The following is a 21,236-nucleotide window of genomic DNA, read 5'->3' as shown; positions in this document are numbered from 1 at the left end:
CGGTACGACGGGGCGGGCGCCCGAGACGGCCGGGCCGGCGGGGCGCGGCCACGGCACGCCGGGCACTGTCGGTCGACGGGGGCCGGCGCCGGGCGGTGGCGGTCGAATCGGTCGTCCACTGGCCGGAACGCGGCATCCGTGGACCGGGCGTGACAGACCGAGGCGGCTGAACTCCGTTTTCGGAGCCGGAAAGCCGGAAAGCCGGACCGCCGAGGAGCCGGGGCACGGGAATGACGGACGGACACGCGCCCGTCCGTCCGTCGGCCCGGCGGAGTGAGAGGGAACGCCGCACGCGGTCCCGTCGGCCGCCGACCGGACCACCGAGCGGGGCGAGGAACGGGGACGGAGAGACAGGGGCGGAGGGACGGGGACGGGAGCGCCGGGCGTGCCAGGCACTCCGCACGCGGTCCGCGGCGGGACGGGGCCGTTGCCCTCCGGCTGCGGTCGAACAGCTCCTAGGCGGGCGGTTCGGCCCCGTGGAGCAGGGCGGCGAGTGCCGACGCGGGGGACGATCCCCCGGCGCTGTGCCACGCGATGTGGCCGTCCGGTCGGACGAGAAGGGCCCCCTCCTCGCCGATCCCGAGCAGCTCGGGGCACTGGCCGTCCGGGCTGGTGACGTCCCGGCCGATCACGACGGTCCGTTTCGGCACGCCTTCCCCGCTCTCCACGGTCTCCGCGGCCGCTGCGGTCTCCGCGGTCTCCGCAAAGGCATCGGCCCAGGCGGTTCCCCCGGCCCCCGTGATGAGGGTGAAGCCCGGCACGAGGAGGTCGTGCGTGGACACCCGTTCCCCGTCACGTTCGACCCAGGCATGCGGAAGTCGTGCGCCGGGGGTGCCGGCCGGTGTGTACTCGGTGGCCGCGAGCGGGGCGCCGGCGTGCCGGGCCGCTCCGTAGACGTACCCGATCTCCTGGTTGAGCGCGTCGAAGTGCGGGCGCTGTGCGGGGATGGCCGCCGCGATCCGTCGGCGTTCCGCCGCGGCGACCACCGGGTCCGGGCTTGCGAGGCGTGCGGCGGTCCCGTCCGTCTCGGGCCCTGTCCCGACCTCTGCCATCCTGACGGCGTTGGCCATGCTGTGGCGGGCGTTGTCGACGGCGACGGGGCGGCGTTCCCGCTCGTAGCTGTCGAGCAGGGTGTCGGAGGCGTAGCCTCCCAGCACCGCGGCGAGTTTCCAGCCGAGGTTGTCCGCGTCGGCGAGGCCACTGTTCATGCCCAGGCCGCCCGTCGGCGGGAACTGGTGCGCCGCGTCGCCCACGAGGAACACGCGGCCGCTGCGGTAAGTCTCGGCGGTCCGGGCCGTCATGGTCCACGACCCCACGGAGCGGATGTCCACATCGAGTTCGCCGGCCCCGACGGCGTCCCGGACGATTCCGGCGCACCGTTCGGGCGGATAGTCCTGCGGCGATTCGACAGCCGGGTCGAAGCTCCGCTGGAAGGTCCACCTCCGGATGCCGTCCATCCCGATCAGCAGTCCCGGGGAGGCGCTGTTGATCAACCAGATCAGCAGGGCGGGATCCTGCCGCGTCCACGGGGACAGATCGGCGTGGAAGTAGATGTTCAGCTGGTGGCCGAGGACCGGAGAGCCGTCCGTGGCGATGCCGAGGCTGTCGCGCATGCCCCCGGTCGCCCCGTCCGCCGCCACGGCGTAACAGGTGCGCAGGATCTGCCGCTCGCCCACGCCTTCCACGGTGACGTCGACGAAATCGCCGTGGTCGGTCACCTCCACGACGGTGGTGCCGTAGCGGACGTCGGCCATGCCCTGAGTGAGGACCGCGTCGAGAAGGTGTTGCTGCACACGGTCCTGGGCGCAGGAGGTGAGCTGCTCGGCGGAGGCGTGGAGCCGGCGCAGCAGCTGGTCCTCCGGGCCTTCGCCGACGCCGATGCGGCCCAGTGGTTCCCCGGCGAGGGTCTGCTTCCACAGGATGGTGCCGGCCCATGCCGGGTCGACCGCGTCCGCACGGACGGCGTCCGCGATGCCCCAGGTGCGGAACAGCTCCATGGACCGGGTGTTGACGACATGGGCCCGGGGGTGCGGATTGATCCCGCCGTACTGTTCGAAGACCACGCTGCGGACGCCGTGCCGGCCCAGGACGAGCGCGGTGGCCAGCCCCACGGGGCCGGCTCCGACGATGACCACCGGGGCGTCGATGCCGGTCATGCGCGCCTGACCAGTTCGGTGAAGGACTCACCCGAGTCGAAGCGGCGCGCCAGGTCGTCGGGGTCGAACTCGACCCCGATCGGATTGGCTTGGAAGGCTCCGGACCGGAACCACTCGTCGAGGGCTTCCGCGGTGGCGAAGTTGTCGATCTGGAGCTCGATGTGATTGCCGTCGGGGTCCTCGAAGTACATCGAGGTGGTCGGCCCGTGGTTGATGCACCAGAAGGGCACGATGCCCTCTTCCTTCAGCCGCCGGTACGTGCCGAGCAGATCTCCGATCGTGTCGTAGGTGAAGGCCGCGTGGTGCAGACCGGTGTGCGCGTCCGTCGGACGCTCGGACGCTCCGGTGGCGACCAGCGCGACACGGTGGTGCTCGTCGTCGTAGGTCAGGAAGGCGAGGGCTTCGTTGGCGAAGGTGACACGGCCTTCGAGGACGCGTACGTACCACGCGGTCATGACTGGCAGACGGCCGGTGCGCAGGACGATGTGGGCAAGTTTGCCTGGAGAAGCCATGGGCGGCGACCTCCTTGTCGAGGGCACGGCAACCCTCTTGGTCGCCATACAAGAGAACTGTAGGCAGCTTCTTGTATGGCGGTCAAGAGATCGCGGTCAGCGTGCCGCCGCGACGGCCACCAGCGCCTCCACGAGGAGGTCGACGAACTCCTCGGTCGGCCGGTCCAGCCCCCGGACACTGACCAGCAGCCCTTCGAAGAGCACATGGGCCATGTCCGCCACGGGAGCGGCATCGAGCCCCTCGGGCAGCCCGCTCGCGACGGCCGCGAGCAGGCGGCCCTCCAACCACTCCCGCAGGCGGGAGTAGACATCGGCGAGGGCGGGCGACTCGTCCATGCGGTCGTACGCCTCCCGGTGCAGACCGCGATACGCCTCCAGATCGACCAGGAACGTGACCAGTTGCCGCCGCGGGTCGCCCCCGATCACGGGATCCGCCTCGACGCGCTCCCGCTCGCGCAGGAAGAGGCGGTCCAGCGTGGCGGCGAAAAGGTCGTCCTTGGTCGGGAAGTACCAGCGCACGGCGTTGGCCGCGACGCCGGCCGCCTTGCCGACCTCGGCCAGGCTGGTCCCCTTGTATCCCTTGACGGCGAAGAGCTCCCAGGCGCTGTCGACCAGGACGGCCTCACGCTCGGCTTTCGGGATCTGCTGACGGTTCCGTGGCATAACAACCCAGCCTAAGGGCCGTCCCGCGACCCCCGCCCACGGCACCGGGAAGCAGCGGCCCGGCAGCCGATGAACTCTTGACTTTCAGACAAGAGCACTCTTGACTCTTAAGCAAGAGAACGTGCTCTTCTCCACCACTCGGGAGTCCGTGATGCGTCTGTACAGCACAGCCCTGGGCATCGCCAGGGAGGAGAGCCCCGGCGAGCTCTCCCTGCTCGATCTCCCCTCGACCGACCTGGGCGCCCTCCTGCGCGGACCCGGCATCGAGGCGGCCCGCGCGGCGGCGGTCGTCCGGCGCGTCGCTCTCGACGAGGTCCGTGTGCATGCCCCCGTTCCCCGGCCCGGAAAGATCCTGATCGTCGGCCTCAACTACCCCAGCCACGCGGAGGAGGCGCGGGAGATGTTCGCCGCGATGGGGCGGCCCGGCATCACCCTGCCCACGGAGCCGAATTTCCAGGTGGTCGCCGGCTCCGCGGTCACCGGCCCCGGCGACGACATCCGCCTCCCCACGGTCGCGGCCGGACAGGTCGACTACGAGGGCGAGGTGGCGGCCGTCATCGGCCGGCCCGCGCGCGCCGTCGGCACCACCGACGCGGCGGGCCACCTGGCCGGCCTGACCATCGCCAACGACGTCTCGGCACGCGACATCCAGCAGCGCGCGATGTCGGGCGATCCGACCGCCTCCATCGGCGTGGCCAAGAGCTTCGACACCTTCAAGCCACTCGGCCCCTGCCTGGTCACCCCGGACGAATTCGCCGAGCCGCTCGATCTGCGGCTGCGCACAGTGGTCAACGGCGAGGTACGCCAGGACGATCGCACCAGCGGTTTCATTCACGGTGTGGCCGAGTTGATCTCCTGCCTCTCGCACTACCAGACCCTCGAACCCGGCGACGTGATCCTCACCGGAACGCCGCGCGGCGCCGGCGTGTTCTCCGGTCGCCATCTGCGCCCCGGCGACGTCGTCGAGGTCGAGGTCGAGCACATCGGCACGCTCCGCAATCGCGTGGCGGCCGCCCCCGAGGGCAACAGCGCGGGCGCGTGACGGCCGGAGAGCGGAGAGCACCGTACGGCGGAGGAGCCCCGCCCCGCCCGGCCACCCCGGCCGACTCCCGCGCGAACGAGACCGTGGCACTCTCCGGTCGCAGCACGCAGGGTCGTCCGGGCCGCAGGCATGCGGAGCGGTCTCCGCGCCTTCACGGATGTGCTCACCCGGGAACGGTGTCGGCGTGGCAGCACGAGCCGGGCTTCCAGGGGCCCCGGGGCGCGAGGGCGCGGACGGGGTGCCGGCCGGGACAGGCCGACGGGGCGGCGCGGCGGCCTCAAGCACCCCCTGTGCCGGCGCGGCGCCGCTCCACGGCGCGGTCGACGTCCTCCTCCAGCAGGTCGGCGTTGAGGGCGAAGCCCGCGGCCGACCCCATTCCGGCGGCGGTGACGACCTGGGCGCGCGGGTCGACGACGTTGCCGGCCGCCCAGACGCCGAAGACACTGGTACGGCCGGTGCGGTCGGTGGCGACCCAGCCGTTGTCGTCCTTGTCGCAGCCCAGGTGGGTCAGCAACGCGTCGTTGGGGACCGGGCGCGGGAAGAGGAAGGCGACGCCACGGGGGACGATACGGCCGTCGGTGATCGCGATGCCGCGCAGCCGGCCGCCGTCGACGACGAGATGCTCGATCTCCCCCTCGACGGTGCGCACACCGCGCGCCGCCAGCCGTTCCGCGTCGTCCGCCGTCAGATCCAGGGTGTGCCGCAGGAGGACGACGTCGTCGCTCCACTGACGCAGGAGCAGGGCCTGGTGCACCGCCCCCGGGTGGGTGCCGAGCACGGCGAGGGGCTGGTCCCGGACTTCGTAGGCGTGGCAGTACGCGCAGTGCAGCAGATCCTTGCCCCACCGTTCACGCACTCCGGGGATGTCGGGCAGCCCGTCGCGCAGCCCGGTCGCGACCAGGACGCGGCGCGCCCTCAGCACCGGCCCGCCCTCCAGGCGGACGTGGTAGCCGTGGTCGATCTGTTCCACCCGGCCCCGGATGAGCCGTACGCCGTACCGGGCGATCTCGGCGCGGCCGAGTTCGAGCAGGGTCGCCGGGGGCAGCCCGTCCCGGGACAGGAAGCCGTGCATGTGCGCGGCGGGCGCGTTGCGCGGCTCGCCGGCGTCGATCACCGCGACCTTGCGGCGGGCCCTTCCCAGGAGCAGGGCCGCGTTCAGGCCGGCCGCGCCGGCGCCGATCACCACCACGTCGTGGACCTCGTCACCGGCCCGCTGCGTGTCGTCGTTCTGTTCGTTCGTCACCTTGGTCATGACGATCACCTCCGAGCCCGATGCTGCGTCCCCTGTTGGTATATCGACAACTCCTGTTGCCATTTTCGGGAAATGGGAGGTGAAATGAGGGCATGGAAGAACACTCCCCGATCGCCGCCGCGCTGGCCCAGGTCGGCCCCCGCCTCAAGCACATCCGCACCCGGCGCGGCGTGACGCTGTCGGCGCTGGCCGAGGCCACGGGCATCTCCAAGAGCACCCTGTCGAGGCTGGAGTCGGGTCAGCGCCGCCCGAGTCTGGAGCTTCTGCTGCCCCTCGCGCAGGCCCACCAGGTGCCGCTGGACGAATTGGTGGGGGCGCCCGAGGTGGGCGACCCGCGGATCCGGTCCACGCCCCGCGTCCGCAACGGACGCACGGTGATCCCCCTGACCTCCCATCCGGGGCCTCTGCAAGCCTGGAAGTCGGTCATCCCCGCCGAGCAGAACCGGCCCGAGCCGTGCACCCACGAGGGTTACGAGTGGCTGTACGTCCTGTCCGGGCGCCTGCGGCTGGTCGTGGCCGACCACGACCTGGTCATGGGTCCGGGCGAGGCAGCCGAGTTCGACACCCGCCTGCCGCACTGGTTCGGTCCCACGGGCGACTCCCCCGTCGAGATCCTCAATCTCTTCGGCCGCCAGGGGGAACGCATGCACGTCCGCGCCGCGCCCCGCTCCCGCACCAGCCCGGGACAGCAGCGCTCAGCGACGGGCGAGGTCCTGGGCGGTCCGGACGATGTGGGCGCGTGAGATGCCCGCGGCGTCGAGGAGTTCGGACGTCGTGCCGGAGCCCGGCAGATTGCGTACGGCGAGGTGGGCGACGGCGGGAGCGAGTCGCTGTGCGGCGAGTGCGGACAGCACGGCCTCGCCGATGCCCCCCTCGGGGTGGTGGTCCTCGACGACGACCAGGGCGCCCGTCTCCCGGGCGGCGCGGGCGAGCGTGTCGAGGTCCAGTGGCTTGACGGAGTACAGGTCGATCACCCGGACGGGGACGCCGTCGGCGGCCAACCGGTCGGCGGCTGCGAGGCATTCGTGGACGGTGACGCCGGCGCCGATGAGAGTGACCCGGTCGTCGTCGCTCGCGCGCAGGGTCTTGGACCCGCCGACGGGAAACGTCTCGTCGGGTCCGTAGAGGACGGGATAGGAGCCCCGGGTGGTGCGCAGATAGGAAATGCCGTCCAGGTAGGCCATGGCGGCGGTCAGGGCGGCGGCGGATGTGGCATCACTGGGGTAGAGCACGGTCGACCCGTGGACGGCACGCATCATGGCGAGGTCTTCCAGGCCCATCTGGGAGGGGCCGTCCGCGCCGATCTCGACACCGCAGTGGGTGCCGCACAGGCTCATGGAGATCTGGGAGACGGCCGCCATGCGGATGAAGTCATGGGCTCGGGTGAGGAAGGCCGCGAAGGTGGTGGCGTAGGGCCGGTAGCCGCGTGCGGCCATGCCGACGGCACTGGCGATCATCTGCTGCTCGGCGATGTACGTCTGGAAGTACCGCTCGGGGTGCGCCTTGCCGAAGTCCTCCGCGTGGGTGGAGTTGCCCACCTCGGCGTCCAGGGCCACGATGTCGGGCCTGGCGCCGATCGCGGCGAGCGCCTTGCCGAAGGCGACACGGGTGGCGACGGATTCGCCCGTACGGAATCGCGGCAGCGTCACCTGCACAGGAGCGGCCGGGGCCGGGGCGGAGGCGGCGGGCGGGCGGTGGCCGTGAACGGTGAGGTGGCGTACGCCGCCCAATTCGGTGATGGCGCGTGCGGCGAGGTCGTCGGGCAGCGCCTTGCCGTGCCAGCCCTCGGCGTCCGCGACCTCGGAGACACCCTGCCCCTTGACGGTTCTGGCGACGACGACGGTGGGAGCCTGGCCGTCGCCCGCGGTGACCAGGGCCTGCTCGATGTCCGCGAGGTCGTGGCCGTCGACGACGAGGGCGCGGCAGCCGAAGGCTTCGGCCCGGCGGGCGTAGGCACCGGTGTCCCAGCCCAGCTCCGTGGGGCCCCGCTGACCGAGACGGTTCACATCGATGATCGCGACGAAGTTGGCCAAGCGGTGGCGGCCCGCCTTGTCCAGGGCCTCCCACACCGACCCCTCGGTCATTTCGCTGTCGCCGCACAGCACCCACACGCGGTACGGCCGGTGTTCCAGGTCGCGTCCGGCGAGCGCGATGCCGACGCCGTACGCGATCCCCTGGCCCAGCGAACCGGTGGCGGCGTCCACCCAGGGCAGGACCGGGGTGGGGTGGCCCTGCAACCGGGCGCCGTTGCGGCGGTAGGTGGTCATCAGCTCCTCTTCGCCGATCGCCCCGGCGGCGAGGAACATCGCGTACAGCAGGGGGGAGGCGTGGCCCTTGGAGAAGATCAGGTGGTCGTTGTCCGGGTTCTTCGGGTTCTGCCAGTCGTAGCGCAGGTGGCGTGTCATGAGGACGGCCATCAGATCCGCCGCGGACAGACTGGAGGTGGGATGGCCCGAACCGACGGCAGTGCTGGCGCGGACGGAGTCCACTCGCAGTTGCTGAGCCAGCTGGAAGACCTGGTCGAGGCCGCTGTCGGGCCCGAGGGACACGGTGTGGGTGTTCTGGGCCGTCATCGCGGCCTCCTCTCTCGTCCTGCCTGCGCCGGTCCGGGCGTTCGACGGCCGCGGGCTCGCGGGCCGCGCGCAGGGGCTGCGCGCGGCGTCTGTGCCCCCTGCCGACCGTATGTCCATGGCGCGGGGGCCGCGATTCAGGCGCGTGCCGGTCCGATGGTGCGGTCCAGGAGCGAGGTCAGGGCCGCCCAGTGGCGATCGTCCGCCGTCCTGTCGTACGCGGCGGTGTCGGCCTGGGTGAAACCGTGATGTGCACCGGTGTAGACCTCACTGCGGTGGCGCACGCCCGATGCGGTGAGAGCCTCGTCGAGGCGGTCGATCTGCTCGGGAGGCAGCGAGGGGTCCTGGTCGGCGTGGCCGAAGTACAGCTCCGCGGTGATCCGGTCGGCGAGCAGGTGCGGGCTGTCGGCGGAGTCGGTGGCCAGGCGCGCGCCGTGGAAGCCGGCCGCTGCCGCGATCCGCTCCGGGTACGTGCCCGCGGTGCGCAGGGCGAGGCCGGCGCCCATGCAGTAGCCGGTGGCACCGACCGGCCCGTCGGCGGCCAGGGGGCAGTCGGCGAGCCAGTCCAGGTAGGCGCCGGCGTCGCGCATCGCCGCGTCGGGTGTCAGCGACTGCAGGATCGGGCCGAGACGCTCGAAGACCTCGGGGCGTCGGGCCGGGTCGATGAAGTCGGGCAGCTCGACCACCGGCGCTCGCCCATGGCGGTAGAAGACATTGGGGAGCAGGACGGTGTAGCCGGCTCCGGCGAGGCGGTCGGCCAGCTTCCTCAGTTGGGGGCGGATTCCGAATGCGTCCATGTAGAGCAGGACCGCCGGGTGGGGGCTCCCGTCGTCGGGACGGACCAGGTAGGCATCGGCGACACCGTCCTGTGTGGGGATGTCCACGGATGTTCCACGCACGGAGGGCATGGGCGGGCTCTCTTCTCTCGGCTGGTGCTCCTCCGTACCCAGGGCAGGAGGGGCGCGGTTGCGGTCAGTGATCGTAGACGACCGGCAACGCCCTGACCGGTGTGACCGGCCACGACCGGACACGGGCGGACAGCCGTTGCGGACGATATGCGGGTCTTCCGAATCGGTATCGTCGTCCGGCAGCCCCGGTGAACGAGGCGGACGGACAGCACTCGAGCGGACTGTAGGTGCAGTTCCCGGCAGGGAGCCAAGACGGAGAAGGACTCGAACCCGCGATGACAGACAACTCCGACATGATCGATTTTGTGCGGGCGCGCCTGGCCGAGGAAGAACAGATCGCGCAAGCGGCGGGCGGAGACAACTGGCGGCGCCCGGCCGACGTGCCCGGCGAAATCCACGACCGCTCCGGCGGCATCGCGTTCACCGTCCGGAATCGCGGCTTCGACGAGCACATCGCCCTGCAGGACCCCGCGCGCACCTGTCGCCGCATCGAGACGAGCAGGGTTCTCCTCGACGAGTACGCGGAGGTCGCCGACAGGGACACCGACCGCCCCGAGCACGACTTCTCGTCCGGCCGCGCCGTCGGACTGGGCTTCGCCGTCCGGCAGATGGCCGCAGAGCACGCCGGCCACCCCGACTACCGGGCCAGGTGGCTGCCGCGGTTCATCCAGTAGCGTCCGGCGCCGACCGCCGCCGTCCCCGCCTGCCGCTGCGGCGACCTCGGCAGGCGGCGGTCAGCGGTCAGCGGTCAGCGGTCACATCATGGCTTCCCGACCCGGGTCCGGGGCAGCCGCGTGGCCCCGGCGGCGGCGAACAGGCAGAAACCGAGCACCCACCAGAAGGTGTCGCCGAACGCCCCGGAGATGTCCGGGCCGCGGGCGGACAGCCGGTTCTGCAGGACCACGGCGAGGGCCGCGGTGCCGACCGAACCGCCCACGGTGTTGAGCAGGTTGAGCGCTCCGGACGCACCCGGGAGCTGCTCGGGCTCGATTCGGCTGTAGACGATGTTCATCACGGGTGCGCCGACCATGGCCATCCCGAAGCCGCGGACCGCGAGCGCCGAGGCGATCACGGCGTCCGGGAGCTCGTGGCCGAGCTGGGTGAACGGAACCGTGCCCGCGAGAATCAGCACGATGCCGGTGACCACCAGGGTCCGCGGCGCGACCTTGTTGATGGTGCGGTTGACCAGCACCGACCCGGCCGCCGCGCCCAGCCCCTGGGGGGCGAGGAGCAGCCCGGCCTCCCACGCCGACATGCCGCGGCCGGTCTGGAAGTACAGCGGCAGCAGGAACATCGTGCCGAACACCGACGCGCCCAGTACGAGCAGGGCGACGGCGGCGGCACCGAAGGGCGGCCGGGCGAACAGCCGGGGGTCGACCAGCGGTGTGCGGCGGCTCCGCAGCCCGTGCACGGTGAAGCTGGCCAGCATCGCCAGCCCCGCAGACACACCGGCCGTGGCCGGAAGGGTGCGGCCGTGGGCGACCTCGGTCAGCCCGAACACCAGCATGGCCAGGCCGGGCGAGAGCAGCAGGGCCCCTCTCAGATCGAACGCCGTCCGCCGCGTCGACGGCGGCAGTGCGGGCACATGGCGGCGGGCCAGCAGGGCCGCGACCGCACCGATCGGCAGGTTGACCAGGAACAGCCACGGCCAGGGCGCCACTTCGAGGATGGAGCCGCCGATCAGCGGGCCGAACACCGGTGACAGCAGCGGGACGACCGCGACGACGCTGATCACCCGCCCGGTGCGGCCGGGGCCCGCGACGCGGGCCAGCAGCGCCTGCCCGGTCGCGGGCAGCAGTCCGCCGCCGAGGCCCTGGACCACCCGGAACACGATCAGGCCGGTCACCGACCGGGCCGACGCGCACAGGACCGAGCCGAGCAGGAACACGCCCACGGCGGCGAGCCATGTGCGCCGGCCGCCGAACCGGTCGGCCAGCCAGCCGGACGCGGGTACGGCGGCGACCACGGCCAGCAGGTAGGCGGTGGTGACCCACTGGATCTCCGCGACGGACGCGCGGAACTCGTCGGTCAGGGCGTCGATTCCGACGCTGACGATGGTGGCGTCCAGTGTGGCCATGAAGGTGCCGAGTACCAGGATGAACGCGACCCGCAGCAGTTGTCGGTCCACCCGCTCGGCGGGCGGCGCGACGTCCCCGCTCATCGGTCCTCCAGGAGGTCGAGCACGTCGTTGTCCAGGTGCTTGTCCAGGGTTCGGAGCAGGTCGAGCAGTTCCCCGGCGAGCCCGTCGGCGTCCGCCCCGGCCCGGTGGGCGAGCACGCCGGTCCAGCCGTCGCCGTCCGGCATGACGGTCAAGGTCACCGGGTGGTGCGTGGCCTCGCGGAAGCGGGTTGCGACGACCGTGACCCCGGGGGCGGGTTCACGGAGGCGGTCCGGGTCGACCGGGTAGTTCTCGAACACCACCATGCTGTCGAACAGCCTGCGCCGCCCGGTCAGCCGTTCCAGGTCGGACAGGGCGACGTGGTGGTGCTCGACCAGGGCCCGCTGCCGGGCCTGCAGGTCGGCGAGTGTGTCGGCGAATGTGCCACCGAGCCGTGCCCGTACGGGCACCGTGTTCGCCAGCAGTCCGATGATCTCCTCGACGCCCTCCAACTCGGGGGGACGGCAGGAGACCATGGCGCCGAAGCAGACGTCCGCGTGACCGGATCGCCGCGCGAGCAGCACCGCCCACGCGCCCTGCACCAGCGTGTTCCGGGTCAGGCCGCGCCGGGCGGCGAGGCCGGTGAGGTCGGCCACCAGTGCCGCGTCGAACTCGATGACCTCGGGTTCCTGCCAGGCCGGACCGGGTTCGCCGTCGCCCAGGTAGTCGCCCTCGGGCAGACCGTCCAGCTCGGCCGCCCAGGCGCCGAGGTCGGGCTCGTGGTCGGCGCACCAGCGCAGGTAGTCGGCGAACGGCACGGGGGCGGGCAGGTCCGGGGCCTCGCCGTGGATCCTCGCCGTGTAGAGGGCGAACAGCTCGGTCAGGATGCGCGGGGCCGACCAGCCGTCGGAGAGCACGTGATGGCTGGTCAGGACCAGGTCGGCGCGCTCGGATCCGTGCCGGACGACGGTGAGGCGGAAGAGCGGGCCCCGGGCGAGGTCGAACGGCTCGGCCAGATCGGCCGCCAGCACCTCCTCGGCCGGCCCGTCGGCGACGCGGAAGTCCGGCCGGGGCGACGTCGGGATCACCGCCAGGGCCGCCGGGAACACAGCGCCCAGGTTCGGGTGACGGGTCAGCAGGTCGGCGCCCGCGGCGCGCAGCGCATCGAGGTCGAGCCGGCCGGCGAGGGAGAACGCCGACTGCACGGTGTACGGGTCGGGGTGCTCGGTGCGCGAGTGCCGCAGCATCACCTCCTGCAACGGCGTGAGCGGCTGCACGCCGGCGACCGGGCGGTCGCGGTCGAGCGCCCTGATCTCCGGTGCGGCGGCGGTGCGCAGGAGCGCGGTCCGCACGTTCTCGGCCAGGTCCTCGACCTCGGCGGCGGTGAACAGCGCGGACGGCCAGGTGATCCGGACCCCCAGCGCGTCGTCGCGTACCAGGGCGTTGACCATCAGGCTGTACGGCAGGGGCATCGCGTCGGAGCCGTTCGAGCCGAGTGGGTCGGCGTCCGGAGGCGCCTGCCACGGCGTCTCCCGAGCCGGGGCGCCGGGGTACTGGCCGAGATAGTTCCACGCGATCTCCGGTTGCACGGGGTCCAGCAGACCCGCCGCGGTGAGAATGCCGTGACCGAGGCCGTCGCCCTGCGCGCGCAGCCGCTCCCTGACCGCCTTCACGTCGTCGCCCGCGTCGAGCCGCACGGGGTGGACGGCGGTGAACCAGCCGACGGTCTGGGACAGGTCGACCTGCCGCGGGCGGCCGTGGCTCTCCAACGCGACCAGCACCTCCGGGGTCCCGCGCCAGGCCCGTACCGCCTGCGCGAGCGCCGTCAGCAGCACGGCGTCCGGCGTCGTGCGGTAGGCGGCCGGCAGGGTCGTGATCAGGGCGCGGGTCGAGTCGGCGTCGAGCCGGATCTCGTGGTGGGCCGCGGTGGCCACGGTGTCCCGGGCGGGATCGAGCGGGCGGGCGAGCGCCTGTGTGGCGTTCATCCGCTGCCAGTGCGGCAGTTCGGCCCGCCGGTCGGCGTCGCGCAGCGAACGCGCCCAGCCGAGGAACGACTGGCCGTGCCGGTCCAGTGATCCACCGGAGTACGCGTGCTCCAGGTCGTCCAGCAGGACGCGCCAGGACACGCCGTCGACGACCAGGTGGTGCGCGATCAGGACGAGCCGGCCCGGCCGGTCCGGCCCGGCGTTCACCCACACCGCGCGCAGCAGAGGACCGGTGCGCGGGTCCATCGAATCCCGGGCCGCGGCGATCCGGGAGTCGACCGGGGCCCGCAGGTCGTCCGCCGCCTCTACGCAGGTCAGCACCTCGGCGCCGGTCACCGCGCCGACCGGCGGGATGCGCAGCGTGTCGTCGGTCAGGTGGGCCCGCAGCACGTCGTGACGGGCCAGGAGCGCGTCGAGCACGGCCCGCCAGGCCGTCTCGTCGCCGCCCGGCGGGACGCAGATCTCCACCCATTGGCAGAATCCGTCCGCGGCGGCCCCTGCGCGGCGCAGCAGGTCCCGCATGATCGGGGTCAGCGGCGCGTCCCCGACCGCGGGTGCCTCGCCGCCGTCGAGGGCGCGAGCCCGCGCCGCGATCCCGGCGACCGTCTCTCCCTCGAACACGTCCCGCGCACTCAGGCCGAGCCCTCGGCGCCGGGCCCGCGACACCACTTGCAGCGACACGATGCTGTCCCCGCCGATGGCGAAGAAGTCGTCGTCGGGGCCGATCTCGTCGGTGCCCAGGACGTCCCGGAACACGCCGAGCAGCAGCGCTTCGGCCTCGGTGGCGGGTTCGCGCCGCGCGGCGGCCGCGGTCTCGGGAGCCGGCAGTGCGGCGGTGTCGAGCTTGCCACTGGGGCTCAGCGGCAGCCGGTCGATCGGCACGAGCGCCGTCGGCACCATGTGGTCGGGCAGCTCCCCGCCCAGGTACTCGCGCACCCGCGCGGTATCCAGGTCGGCGCCGTCGGTCGGGACGATGTAGCCGACGAGCCGGCCCTCCCGCATGATCACGGCGCAGGCGCGCACGTCGGGATGGCTGGTCAGAGTGGACTCGATCTCGCCCAGCTCGACCCGGAAGCCGCGGATCTTCACCTGGTGGTCGGCGCGGCCGAGGAACACCAGCTGCCCGTCCGGCCGCCACCGCACCAGGTCGCCCGTGCGGTACATCCGCTCGCCCGGCGGGCCGAACGGGTCGGCCACGAACGTGGCGGCGGTCAGGCCGGGTCGGCCGAGGTAACCGCGCGCCAGGCTCGGCCCGGCGAGGTACAGCTCGCCCGTGACGCCGACGCCGACCGGCTGGAGCCCGCCGTCGAGGACGTAGGCGCGGACGTGGGGGTCGGGGCGGCCGATCGGCAGCGGCCCGGCGTCGTCCGGGTCGTAGTGCCAGGTCGTGGAGTTGATCGTGACCTCGGTCGGCCCGTAGGCATTGAACAGCGCCCTGCGGCCCTCGCCCCAGCGTCGCGCCAGCTCGGGGTCGAGGCGCTCGGCGCCGACGACGAAGAACACGTCGGGGTCGACGGTACGGTCGTCGGGCATCGCGGCCAGGAACGACGGGAGCAGGTTCACTCCGGTCACCCGGTGCTCGACGATGTAGTCGAGCAGTTCGTCGCCGGGGACGCGCACCTCCTCGGGCGCGATCACGGACGTGCCGCCGGAGAGCAGCGGCACCATGGTCTGCCAGAACGCGACGTCGAAGCCGGTCGACGCGAAGTGCAGGTACCGGTCGTGCTCGGTGACCCCGACGACCTCCTCCTGCAGGGCGATCAGGTCGGGCACGCCCCGGTGGGTCACACCGACGCCCTTGGGCCGCCCGGTGGTGCCCGAGGTGTAGATGACGTAGGCGAGCGCGTCCTCGGTGAGCCTGGCGCGTGCCTCGGCCGGGTCGGTGTCCGGCACGGAAGCGAGTGTGGCGGGGTCGTCCAGCCGCAGGACCGGGATCTCGCGGTCGACGGGCAGTTCGGCGCCGGTCGTCACGGCGGCTGCCGGGGCGATGTCGTCGAACATGTGGGCCAGCCGCTCGCGCGGGTAGCTCGCGTCCATCGGTACGTACACCGCGCCCGCCTTGGCCACGCCGAACAGGGCCACGGTCATCTCGATGTCGCGTCCGAGCAGGACCGCGACCGGGTCCTGGGGCCGTACCCCGCGCGCGATCAGCGCTCGGGCGAGCCGGTTGGCCTGCCGGTCCAGTTCGGCGTAGCCGAGGCTGCGGTCGCGGCAGACCAGTGCCTCTGCGCCGGGCTTGCGGCGCACCCAGGCGGCGAACTCGTCCAGCCAGTGGCCGCGGGCCCTGGCGGGGACGGCTTCGGTACCGGTGCGCAGCATTCGCGCCCGCTCGTCGGGGTCGAGCGCGGGCAGCCGGATCGCGGGCCGTGCCGGGTCGTCGACGATCTCCCGCAGGAGGTTGTGCAGCCAGCGGCCGTAGTCGCGCACGGTCGCCGCGGCGAAGGCGCGCGGCTGGTAGCCGAGGCCGATCGTGATCTCCTCGTCCGGAATCACGATGACGGTCAGCGCGTAGTGCGTGGCGTCGGTGATGTCCACCCCGGCCAGGTCGAGCCCGGGGGCGAGCGGAGTGCGCTTCCGGCTGGACAGCGGGAAGTTCTCCATGACCAGCATCGTGTCGAACAGCTCGCCGATGCCCACCGCCCGCTGGATCTCGGGCAGGCCGACGTGGTGGTGCTCGGCCAGTGCGACGCTCTCGGCGTGCACGTGTGCCATGAGGTCCAGAGCGGTCCGGTCCTGGCTGTGCCGGACGCGCACCGGGATCGTGGTGCCGAGTTGGCCGATCATCGACTCCACGCCGTCGACCTCGGCGGGCCGCCCGGACACCGGGCAGCCGAACACGACGTCGCGGCGTCCGGTGAGCCTGCCCAGCAGCAGGCCCCATGCCGTCTGGAGCACCGTCGTCAGGGTGACGCCCTGTTCGCGGGCGAACGCGCGCAACCGGTCGCTGAACTCGCGGCCCAGCCCGACGGTCTCGCGGCCGGGCCGTTCGACGCCGGTCCCGGTGGTCGCGGGTGCCAGCCTCGTCGCGTCGTCGACGCCGGCCAGCGCGTCCCGCCAGGCGGTGAGCGATGCCTCGCGGTCCCGGCCCGCCAGCCAGCGGAAGTACTCCGACAGCGGCGGGGCGGCGGGTGCGGCGGGGCCGCCGCTCAGCTCGGCGTAGACGGCGAGCAGGGTGCGGCCGACCAGCGGCATCGACCAGCCGTCGAGCAGGGCGTGGTGGTTCGTGATCACCAGCTTGTGCTCGGCGGGCCCGACCCGGGACAGCAGGAAGCGGATCAACGGCGGTCGGGCCGGGTCGAACGGGCGTTCCAGCTCGGCGCGGGCCGCTTCGGGGAACCGGTCGTCCTCCCGCCAGTCCAGGGCGACGTCCGCGGGGACCACCTGCACCACGTCGTCGCCGGCCGTGCCCAGGTACACGCGCAGGGCGGGGTGGCGGCGCAGCAGTTCGCGTGCGGCCTCGGCCATCCGGTCCGGTTCCAGCTCACCGGCCAGGGTGGTCACGGCCTGGACGACGTAGACGTCGGTGTCCTGGTCGTCGCGGACCAGGGTGTGGAAGGACAGCCCGACCTGCAGCGGGGTGGCGGGCAGGACGTCGGCAACGCGGCCGGTGCGTTCGAGGGCGTCGATGGCGGCCTGGTCGAGGCCGACCAGCGGCAGGTCCGACGGGGTGAGCCCGCCGGGGGTGTGGAGCGCGTGCGCGGCCAACGCGTCCAGAGCCGCGGCCCAGGCCTGCTGGAGGTCCTCCACCGCGTCGGCGCCGAGCACCCCGGTCGCGGCCGTCCACTCGACGGCGAGCCGTGGCGCGCCCTCCTCGTGGACGAAGCAGTTGAGCGCCAGCACCTGATCCAGGGCCTTGGCGCCGGGCTCGATCACCGAGAAGGCGTCGTGCTCCGGCAGGCGCCATCCGGTTCCGGACAACGGGGCGAACCGGCCCAGGTAGTTCAGCAGCACGTCCGGTGGCGGGGTGGCCGCGAGCTCGCGGCCGGCCTCCGGGTCGAGGTGGCGCAGGACGCCGTAGCCGACGCCGCCGTCGGGGACGCCGCGCCGGGCCTCCTTGGCGGCGCGCAGCGCCTGCCCCACGTCGTCGGACGCGGGAACGCGCACCGGGTACTCGCTGGTGAACCAGCCGACCGTGCGGGACAGGTCGAGGTGTTCGCGGCCGTGGCCCTCCATCGAAACGGTCACCGCGTCGCCGCGCAGGCCCCAGCCCCGCAGGGCGAGCACGAGCGCGGCCAGCAGCACCTCGTCGACACCGGCGCGGTACGCCGCGGGCAGCGTGGTCAGCAGCGCCTCGGTGGCCTCGGCCGAGGCCACCGTCACCGACCGGTGGGCGGTCGACACGGTGTCCCGCGTCCGGTCCAGCGGGCGGGCGCCCAGCCGGGACGCGGAGCCGAGCGCGGTCCGCCAGTGGTCGAGTTCGCCCCGTCGCGCACCGGACTCCCCCTGATTGGCAAGGAGCACGGCGTGCCGCCGCCATGACGTCCCGACCGGGTCGAGAGTGCCGCCCGTGCAGGCCGTGTACAGGTCGGGCAGCAGGATGCGCCAGGACACGCCGTCCATGGCGAGGTGGTGCACGACGACGACCAGCCGGTCCGATGCGTCGTCGCCGGTACGGAGCAGGGCTGCCCGCAGCAGATCTCCCGACCGCGGGTCGAGTTCCGCCGCCAGCCGCCGGGCGAGGGCGGTCACGTCCTCGCCGTGGACCTCGTCGACGACGGCCCGCACTGCGCCGCGGGGCAGTACCTCCAGACCGTCGCCTGCCCGCAGCCGCAGCGCGTCGTGGTGGTCGAGCACCGCCTGCACGCCCGTGACGAGGTCGGCGTGGTCGAGTGCGTCGACCCGCAGGGCTGTCCACTGCGCGTATCCGGCGACGGTGTCCACGTTCGGATGCGGGTCGAGCAGGCCGCGCGCGATCGGCGGCGCGGGAACGGGCCCGATCGGGTCGTCCACCGGCTCGGGAACCTCCTCCAACAGGTCGGCGGAGGCTGCCAGAGCGGCGAAGCTGCGGCGCGCGAGCAGATCCCGTGGCCGCAGCCCGAGACCCACGGCCCGCAGCCGGCTGCTGACGGTGATCGCGGTGATGCTGTCCCCGCCGAGGGCGAAGAAGTCGTCGTCCACGCCGACCCGTTCGACGTCGAGCGCCTCGGCGAGGACGGCGCACAGCAGCCGCTCCCGCTCGGTGCTCGGCTCCCGGCCGCCGCGGGGCAGCGCGGGCGCGGGCAGGGCGGCGCGGTCGAGCTTGCCGTGGGGTGTGACCGGCAGCCCTGCCAGCACCACCACCGCCGCGGGCACCATGTGCTCGGGCAGCCGCTCGGCCAGGTGGGCACGTACCTCGTCCCCGGTGACCGAGGTGGACACGGCGTAGCCGACCAGCCGGGACGACCGCACCGCGACGGCCGCCGCGGTGACCCCGGGCACTGCGGCGAGCGCCGCCTCGACCTCACCGGTCTCCACCCGGTGGCCGCGGATCTTGACCTGCCCGTCGCCCCGGCCCCGGTACTCCAGGCCCCGGCCGGGCACCCACCGGGCCAGGTCGCCGGTGCGGTACATCCGCTCGCCCGGCGCGCCGAACGGGTCGGCGACGAAGCGCTCGGCGGTCGCCCCGGGCCTGCCGAGGTAGCCGCGGGCCAGGTGCGGCCCGGCCAGGTACAGCTCGCCCGCGGTGCCGTGCGGCACCGGCTGCAGCGCGCTGTCCAGCACGTAGATCCGGGTACCCGCGAGGGGGTGGCCGATCGTCGGCTCGCCGCCGTCGATCCGCGCGGTGGTGCTGTCCACGGTCGCCTCGGTCGGCCCGTACATGTTGCGCGCGGTGATCCCCGACTCGGTCACCCGCCGCCACAGCGCGGGCGGGGTGGCTTCGCCGCCGAGGACCAGCAGTGCCGGCCGCCGATCCAGCAGCCCGCCGTCGACCAGCGGCGAGGCCATCGACGGCGTGGTGTCGACGATGTCGATGCCGTCGCGGGCGTACGCGGCGAGCAGGGCGTCGGCGTCGCGGGCGGTCTCGGCGTCGTAGACGTACAGTGCGTGCCCGCACAGCAGCCACACCAGGTGGTCGAACGCGGAGTCGAAGGCGAACGAGTAGGTGTGCGCGGCGCGCAGCCGCCTGCCCGCGGCCCGTTCGGCCTCGGCGACGAGCGTCGACCGCTGGTGGTGCAGCAGCGCGGCCAGGCCGCCGACCCGGCCGAGCACGCCCTTGGGGCGTCCGGTCGACCCGGAGGTGTGGATGACGTAGGCGAGGTGCTCGGGGTGCCGGGGCTCGGCCAGCTCATCGGCCGTCAGGGGCGCGCCGGACAGCCCGGCGGCCTCGCGGAGCAGGGTGCTCCACGGCAGACCGCCGACCGCGCCGGCGGTCAGTACCAGCGCCGGGCGGGCGTCGTCGATCAGCTCGCGCAGCCGCTCGGGCGGGTGCGCGGCGTCCAGGGGCAGGAACGCGGCGCCCGCGTCCAGCACCGCGAGCAGCGCGACCACCGAGTCGGCCGAGCGCGGCAGCGCGAGCGCCACGACATCCTCGGCGCCGATCCCGCGGGCCCGCAGCGCACGGGCCAGCCGGTGCACCCGGCGCGCCAGCTCCGCCGCGGACAGCCGGTCGTCACCGCACACCAGGGCCGTACGGTCGGGACCGGCGGCGGCCATCGTGTCGAAGGCGGTCGGCACGTCCACCGGCGTGCCGGGCAGCGCGGGCGGGCACCAGTCCGCCGGCAGCCGGTCCGCGTCGTCGCTCAGGGCGATCCGCCCGACGGGCAGGCCGTCGGTCAGCCCGGAGAGCAGTGCCCGCAGCCCGGACAGCAGGCCGTCGACGGCGGCCTGGTCCTTGGACCGGGCGTCGACCTCGAAGCCGAGCAGCAGCCCGCCGTCGCGGGTCGGCAGGACGCTCAGGCCCATGTCCTCCGGCGGACCGCCCGCGACGTTGCGCATCACACCGCCGGCCCCGGCGAAGTCGATCGCCAGGTCGAACGCCTTGAGGTTGATCCCGCGCCCGTGCAACAGCGCGCCCGCGCCGGGCACGTTGAGGTCCCGCGGCAGATCCTCGCCCCGGTACCGCTGGTGGTCGCGCATCTCGCGCATGGCGGAGGCGACCCGCCGGCTCAGTTCCCCGAGCCCGTCTCCGCCGCGCACGGTCACCCGCAGCGGCAGCACATTGACGGCCATGGCGGGGGTGCGCAGCTCCGTCGCGCCCGCCCGGCACATCAGCGGCATGGCGAACACCACGTCGGTGCGGCCCAGCATGCGGTGCAGGAAGGCGGCGTAGCCGGCGATCAGCGCCTCGCCCCAGGTGACGCCCTCCCGGTCGGCGAACGCGCGCAGCCGGGCCGTCTCGTCGGGTGTGACGACAGCGCGGGCGGTCAGAGTTCGGTCGGGCGCACCGGCGGCCGGGTCCAGTTCGTCGAGGGAGCCGAGTTCAGGCAGCGGGGTGAACCGCTCGACCCAGTAGGCGCGGTCCTCGGCGAACCGGTCGCTGTCGCGGTAGGCCCGGTCGGCGGCGACGAGGCCGGCGAATCCGCCGAAGGCCGGCCGCGGCGGCTCGGTCCCGCGCACCAGGGCGGTGTAGCGGGCCGCGGTGCGGCGGGCGAGCATCGCGGCGGTGTAGCCGTCGAAGACCAGATGGTGGCCGAGCTGGGTGTACCAGACCTCGCGGTCGGACAGCCTGATGACGGTGCGTGCGTACAGCGCCCGGTCCACCATCCCCCGGCATGCCTCGGCCGCCCGCGCCCGCTCGGCGTCGACGAGCGCGTGGGCCGCGGCCACGGGATCGGCCGCACCGCGGACGTCGACCACCTCGGGCGGCTCGACCGGTTCGTCACTCACCGCCTGGCGTGGCCCGTCCGGGGTGTCGTACACCCGCAGCCGCAGGGTCTCGGCCTCCTCGGTGGTCGCCCGGACCGCCTCGGCCAACGCGTCCACGTCGACCGGTTCGCCGCCGGATATCTCCACCACGTCGCCGACCAGGTAGTACGGCGAGTCGGGCTCCAGGCGCTGCGCGTTCCAGATGCCCAACTGGGCACCGGTCAGGGCGAGGAGGCCGTCCGAGGACACGCTTGCGGGGCTCAAC

Annotated in this window: 11 protein-coding genes; 3 read left to right on the top strand and 8 right to left on the bottom strand. The window is 73.4% G+C overall.

What is annotated here, in order from left to right; translation table 11 throughout:
* Window positions 1-455: 455 nt before the first annotated feature.
* From ACFVT1_RS27225 to ACFVT1_RS27215, 3 genes are all read right to left on the bottom strand, one after another.
* A complete protein-coding gene (locus tag ACFVT1_RS27225) occupies window positions 456-2,156 on the bottom strand; it encodes an FAD-dependent monooxygenase (RefSeq protein WP_389800070.1) in 1,701 nt (566 codons plus the stop codon).
* Window positions 2,153-2,668, bottom strand: a complete 516-nt coding sequence (locus tag ACFVT1_RS27220) for a VOC family protein (protein ID WP_389800068.1) — start codon at window positions 2,666-2,668, stop codon at window positions 2,153-2,155. The genes ACFVT1_RS27225 and ACFVT1_RS27220 overlap by 4 nt, the downstream gene beginning before the upstream one ends.
* A gap of 96 nt (window positions 2,669-2,764) precedes the next feature.
* On the bottom strand, window positions 2,765-3,331 hold the full coding sequence (locus ACFVT1_RS27215) for a TetR/AcrR family transcriptional regulator (protein ID WP_389800066.1): 567 nt from the start codon (window positions 3,329-3,331) through the stop codon (window positions 2,765-2,767).
* A gap of 100 nt (window positions 3,332-3,431) precedes the next feature.
* Between ACFVT1_RS27215 and ACFVT1_RS27210 the strand changes: the two genes are divergently transcribed.
* Window positions 3,432-4,373: a fumarylacetoacetate hydrolase family protein gene (locus ACFVT1_RS27210; protein WP_389800064.1), complete on the top strand. Its 942-nt coding sequence runs from the start codon at window positions 3,432-3,434 to the stop codon at window positions 4,371-4,373.
* Between the two features lie 277 nt (window positions 4,374-4,650).
* Here ACFVT1_RS27210 and ACFVT1_RS27205 read toward each other — a convergent pair whose 3' ends face one another.
* Window positions 4,651-5,625 carry an NAD(P)/FAD-dependent oxidoreductase gene (locus tag ACFVT1_RS27205; RefSeq protein WP_389800062.1) on the bottom strand — a complete coding sequence of 325 codons (975 nt, stop codon included), beginning with the start codon at window positions 5,623-5,625 and terminating at the stop codon, window positions 4,651-4,653.
* A gap of 92 nt (window positions 5,626-5,717) precedes the next feature.
* Here ACFVT1_RS27205 and ACFVT1_RS27200 point away from each other — a divergent pair, with 92 nt between their 5' ends.
* Entirely contained in the window at window positions 5,718-6,368 is a 651-nt protein-coding gene (locus ACFVT1_RS27200) for a helix-turn-helix domain-containing protein (protein ID WP_389800060.1), read from the top strand.
* Here ACFVT1_RS27200 and ACFVT1_RS27195 read toward each other — a convergent pair.
* Window positions 6,321-8,198 carry a transketolase gene (locus ACFVT1_RS27195; RefSeq protein WP_389800058.1) on the bottom strand — a complete coding sequence of 626 codons (1,878 nt, stop codon included), beginning with the start codon at window positions 8,196-8,198 and terminating at the stop codon, window positions 6,321-6,323. The two genes, ACFVT1_RS27200 and ACFVT1_RS27195, sit on opposite strands and share 48 nt — an antisense overlap.
* Before the next feature lie 134 nt (window positions 8,199-8,332).
* The gene (locus ACFVT1_RS27190; protein ID WP_389800057.1) at window positions 8,333-9,103 is read right to left on the bottom strand and encodes a dienelactone hydrolase family protein; all 771 of its coding nucleotides are present in this window, start codon (window positions 9,101-9,103) and stop codon (window positions 8,333-8,335) included.
* Between the two features lie 275 nt (window positions 9,104-9,378).
* Between ACFVT1_RS27190 and ACFVT1_RS27185 the strand changes: the two genes are divergently transcribed.
* Complete coding sequence (locus tag ACFVT1_RS27185) at window positions 9,379-9,777, top strand: DUF6221 family protein (RefSeq protein WP_389800055.1); 399 nt, start codon at window positions 9,379-9,381, stop codon at window positions 9,775-9,777.
* Window positions 9,778-9,863: 86 nt separating this feature from the next.
* On the opposite strand, the gene ACFVT1_RS27180 is transcribed toward ACFVT1_RS27185, so the two are convergent.
* Entirely contained in the window at window positions 9,864-11,264 is a 1,401-nt protein-coding gene (locus ACFVT1_RS27180; protein ID WP_389800053.1) for an MDR family MFS transporter, read from the bottom strand.
* Window positions 11,261-21,235 (bottom strand): amino acid adenylation domain-containing protein, encoded by a 9,975-nt coding sequence (locus ACFVT1_RS27175; protein ID WP_389800052.1) that lies wholly within the window; start codon window positions 21,233-21,235, stop codon window positions 11,261-11,263. The genes ACFVT1_RS27180 and ACFVT1_RS27175 overlap by 4 nt, the downstream gene beginning before the upstream one ends.
* Between the last annotated feature and the right edge of the window lies 1 nt (window position 21,236).

Source organism: Streptomyces sp. NPDC057963 (assembly GCF_042887155.1).
Classification (GTDB): Bacteria; Actinomycetota; Actinomycetes; order Streptomycetales; family Streptomycetaceae; genus Streptomyces.
Note: the sequence above shows the minus strand (reverse complement) of the source record. Positions and strands in the feature narration are given on the sequence as shown.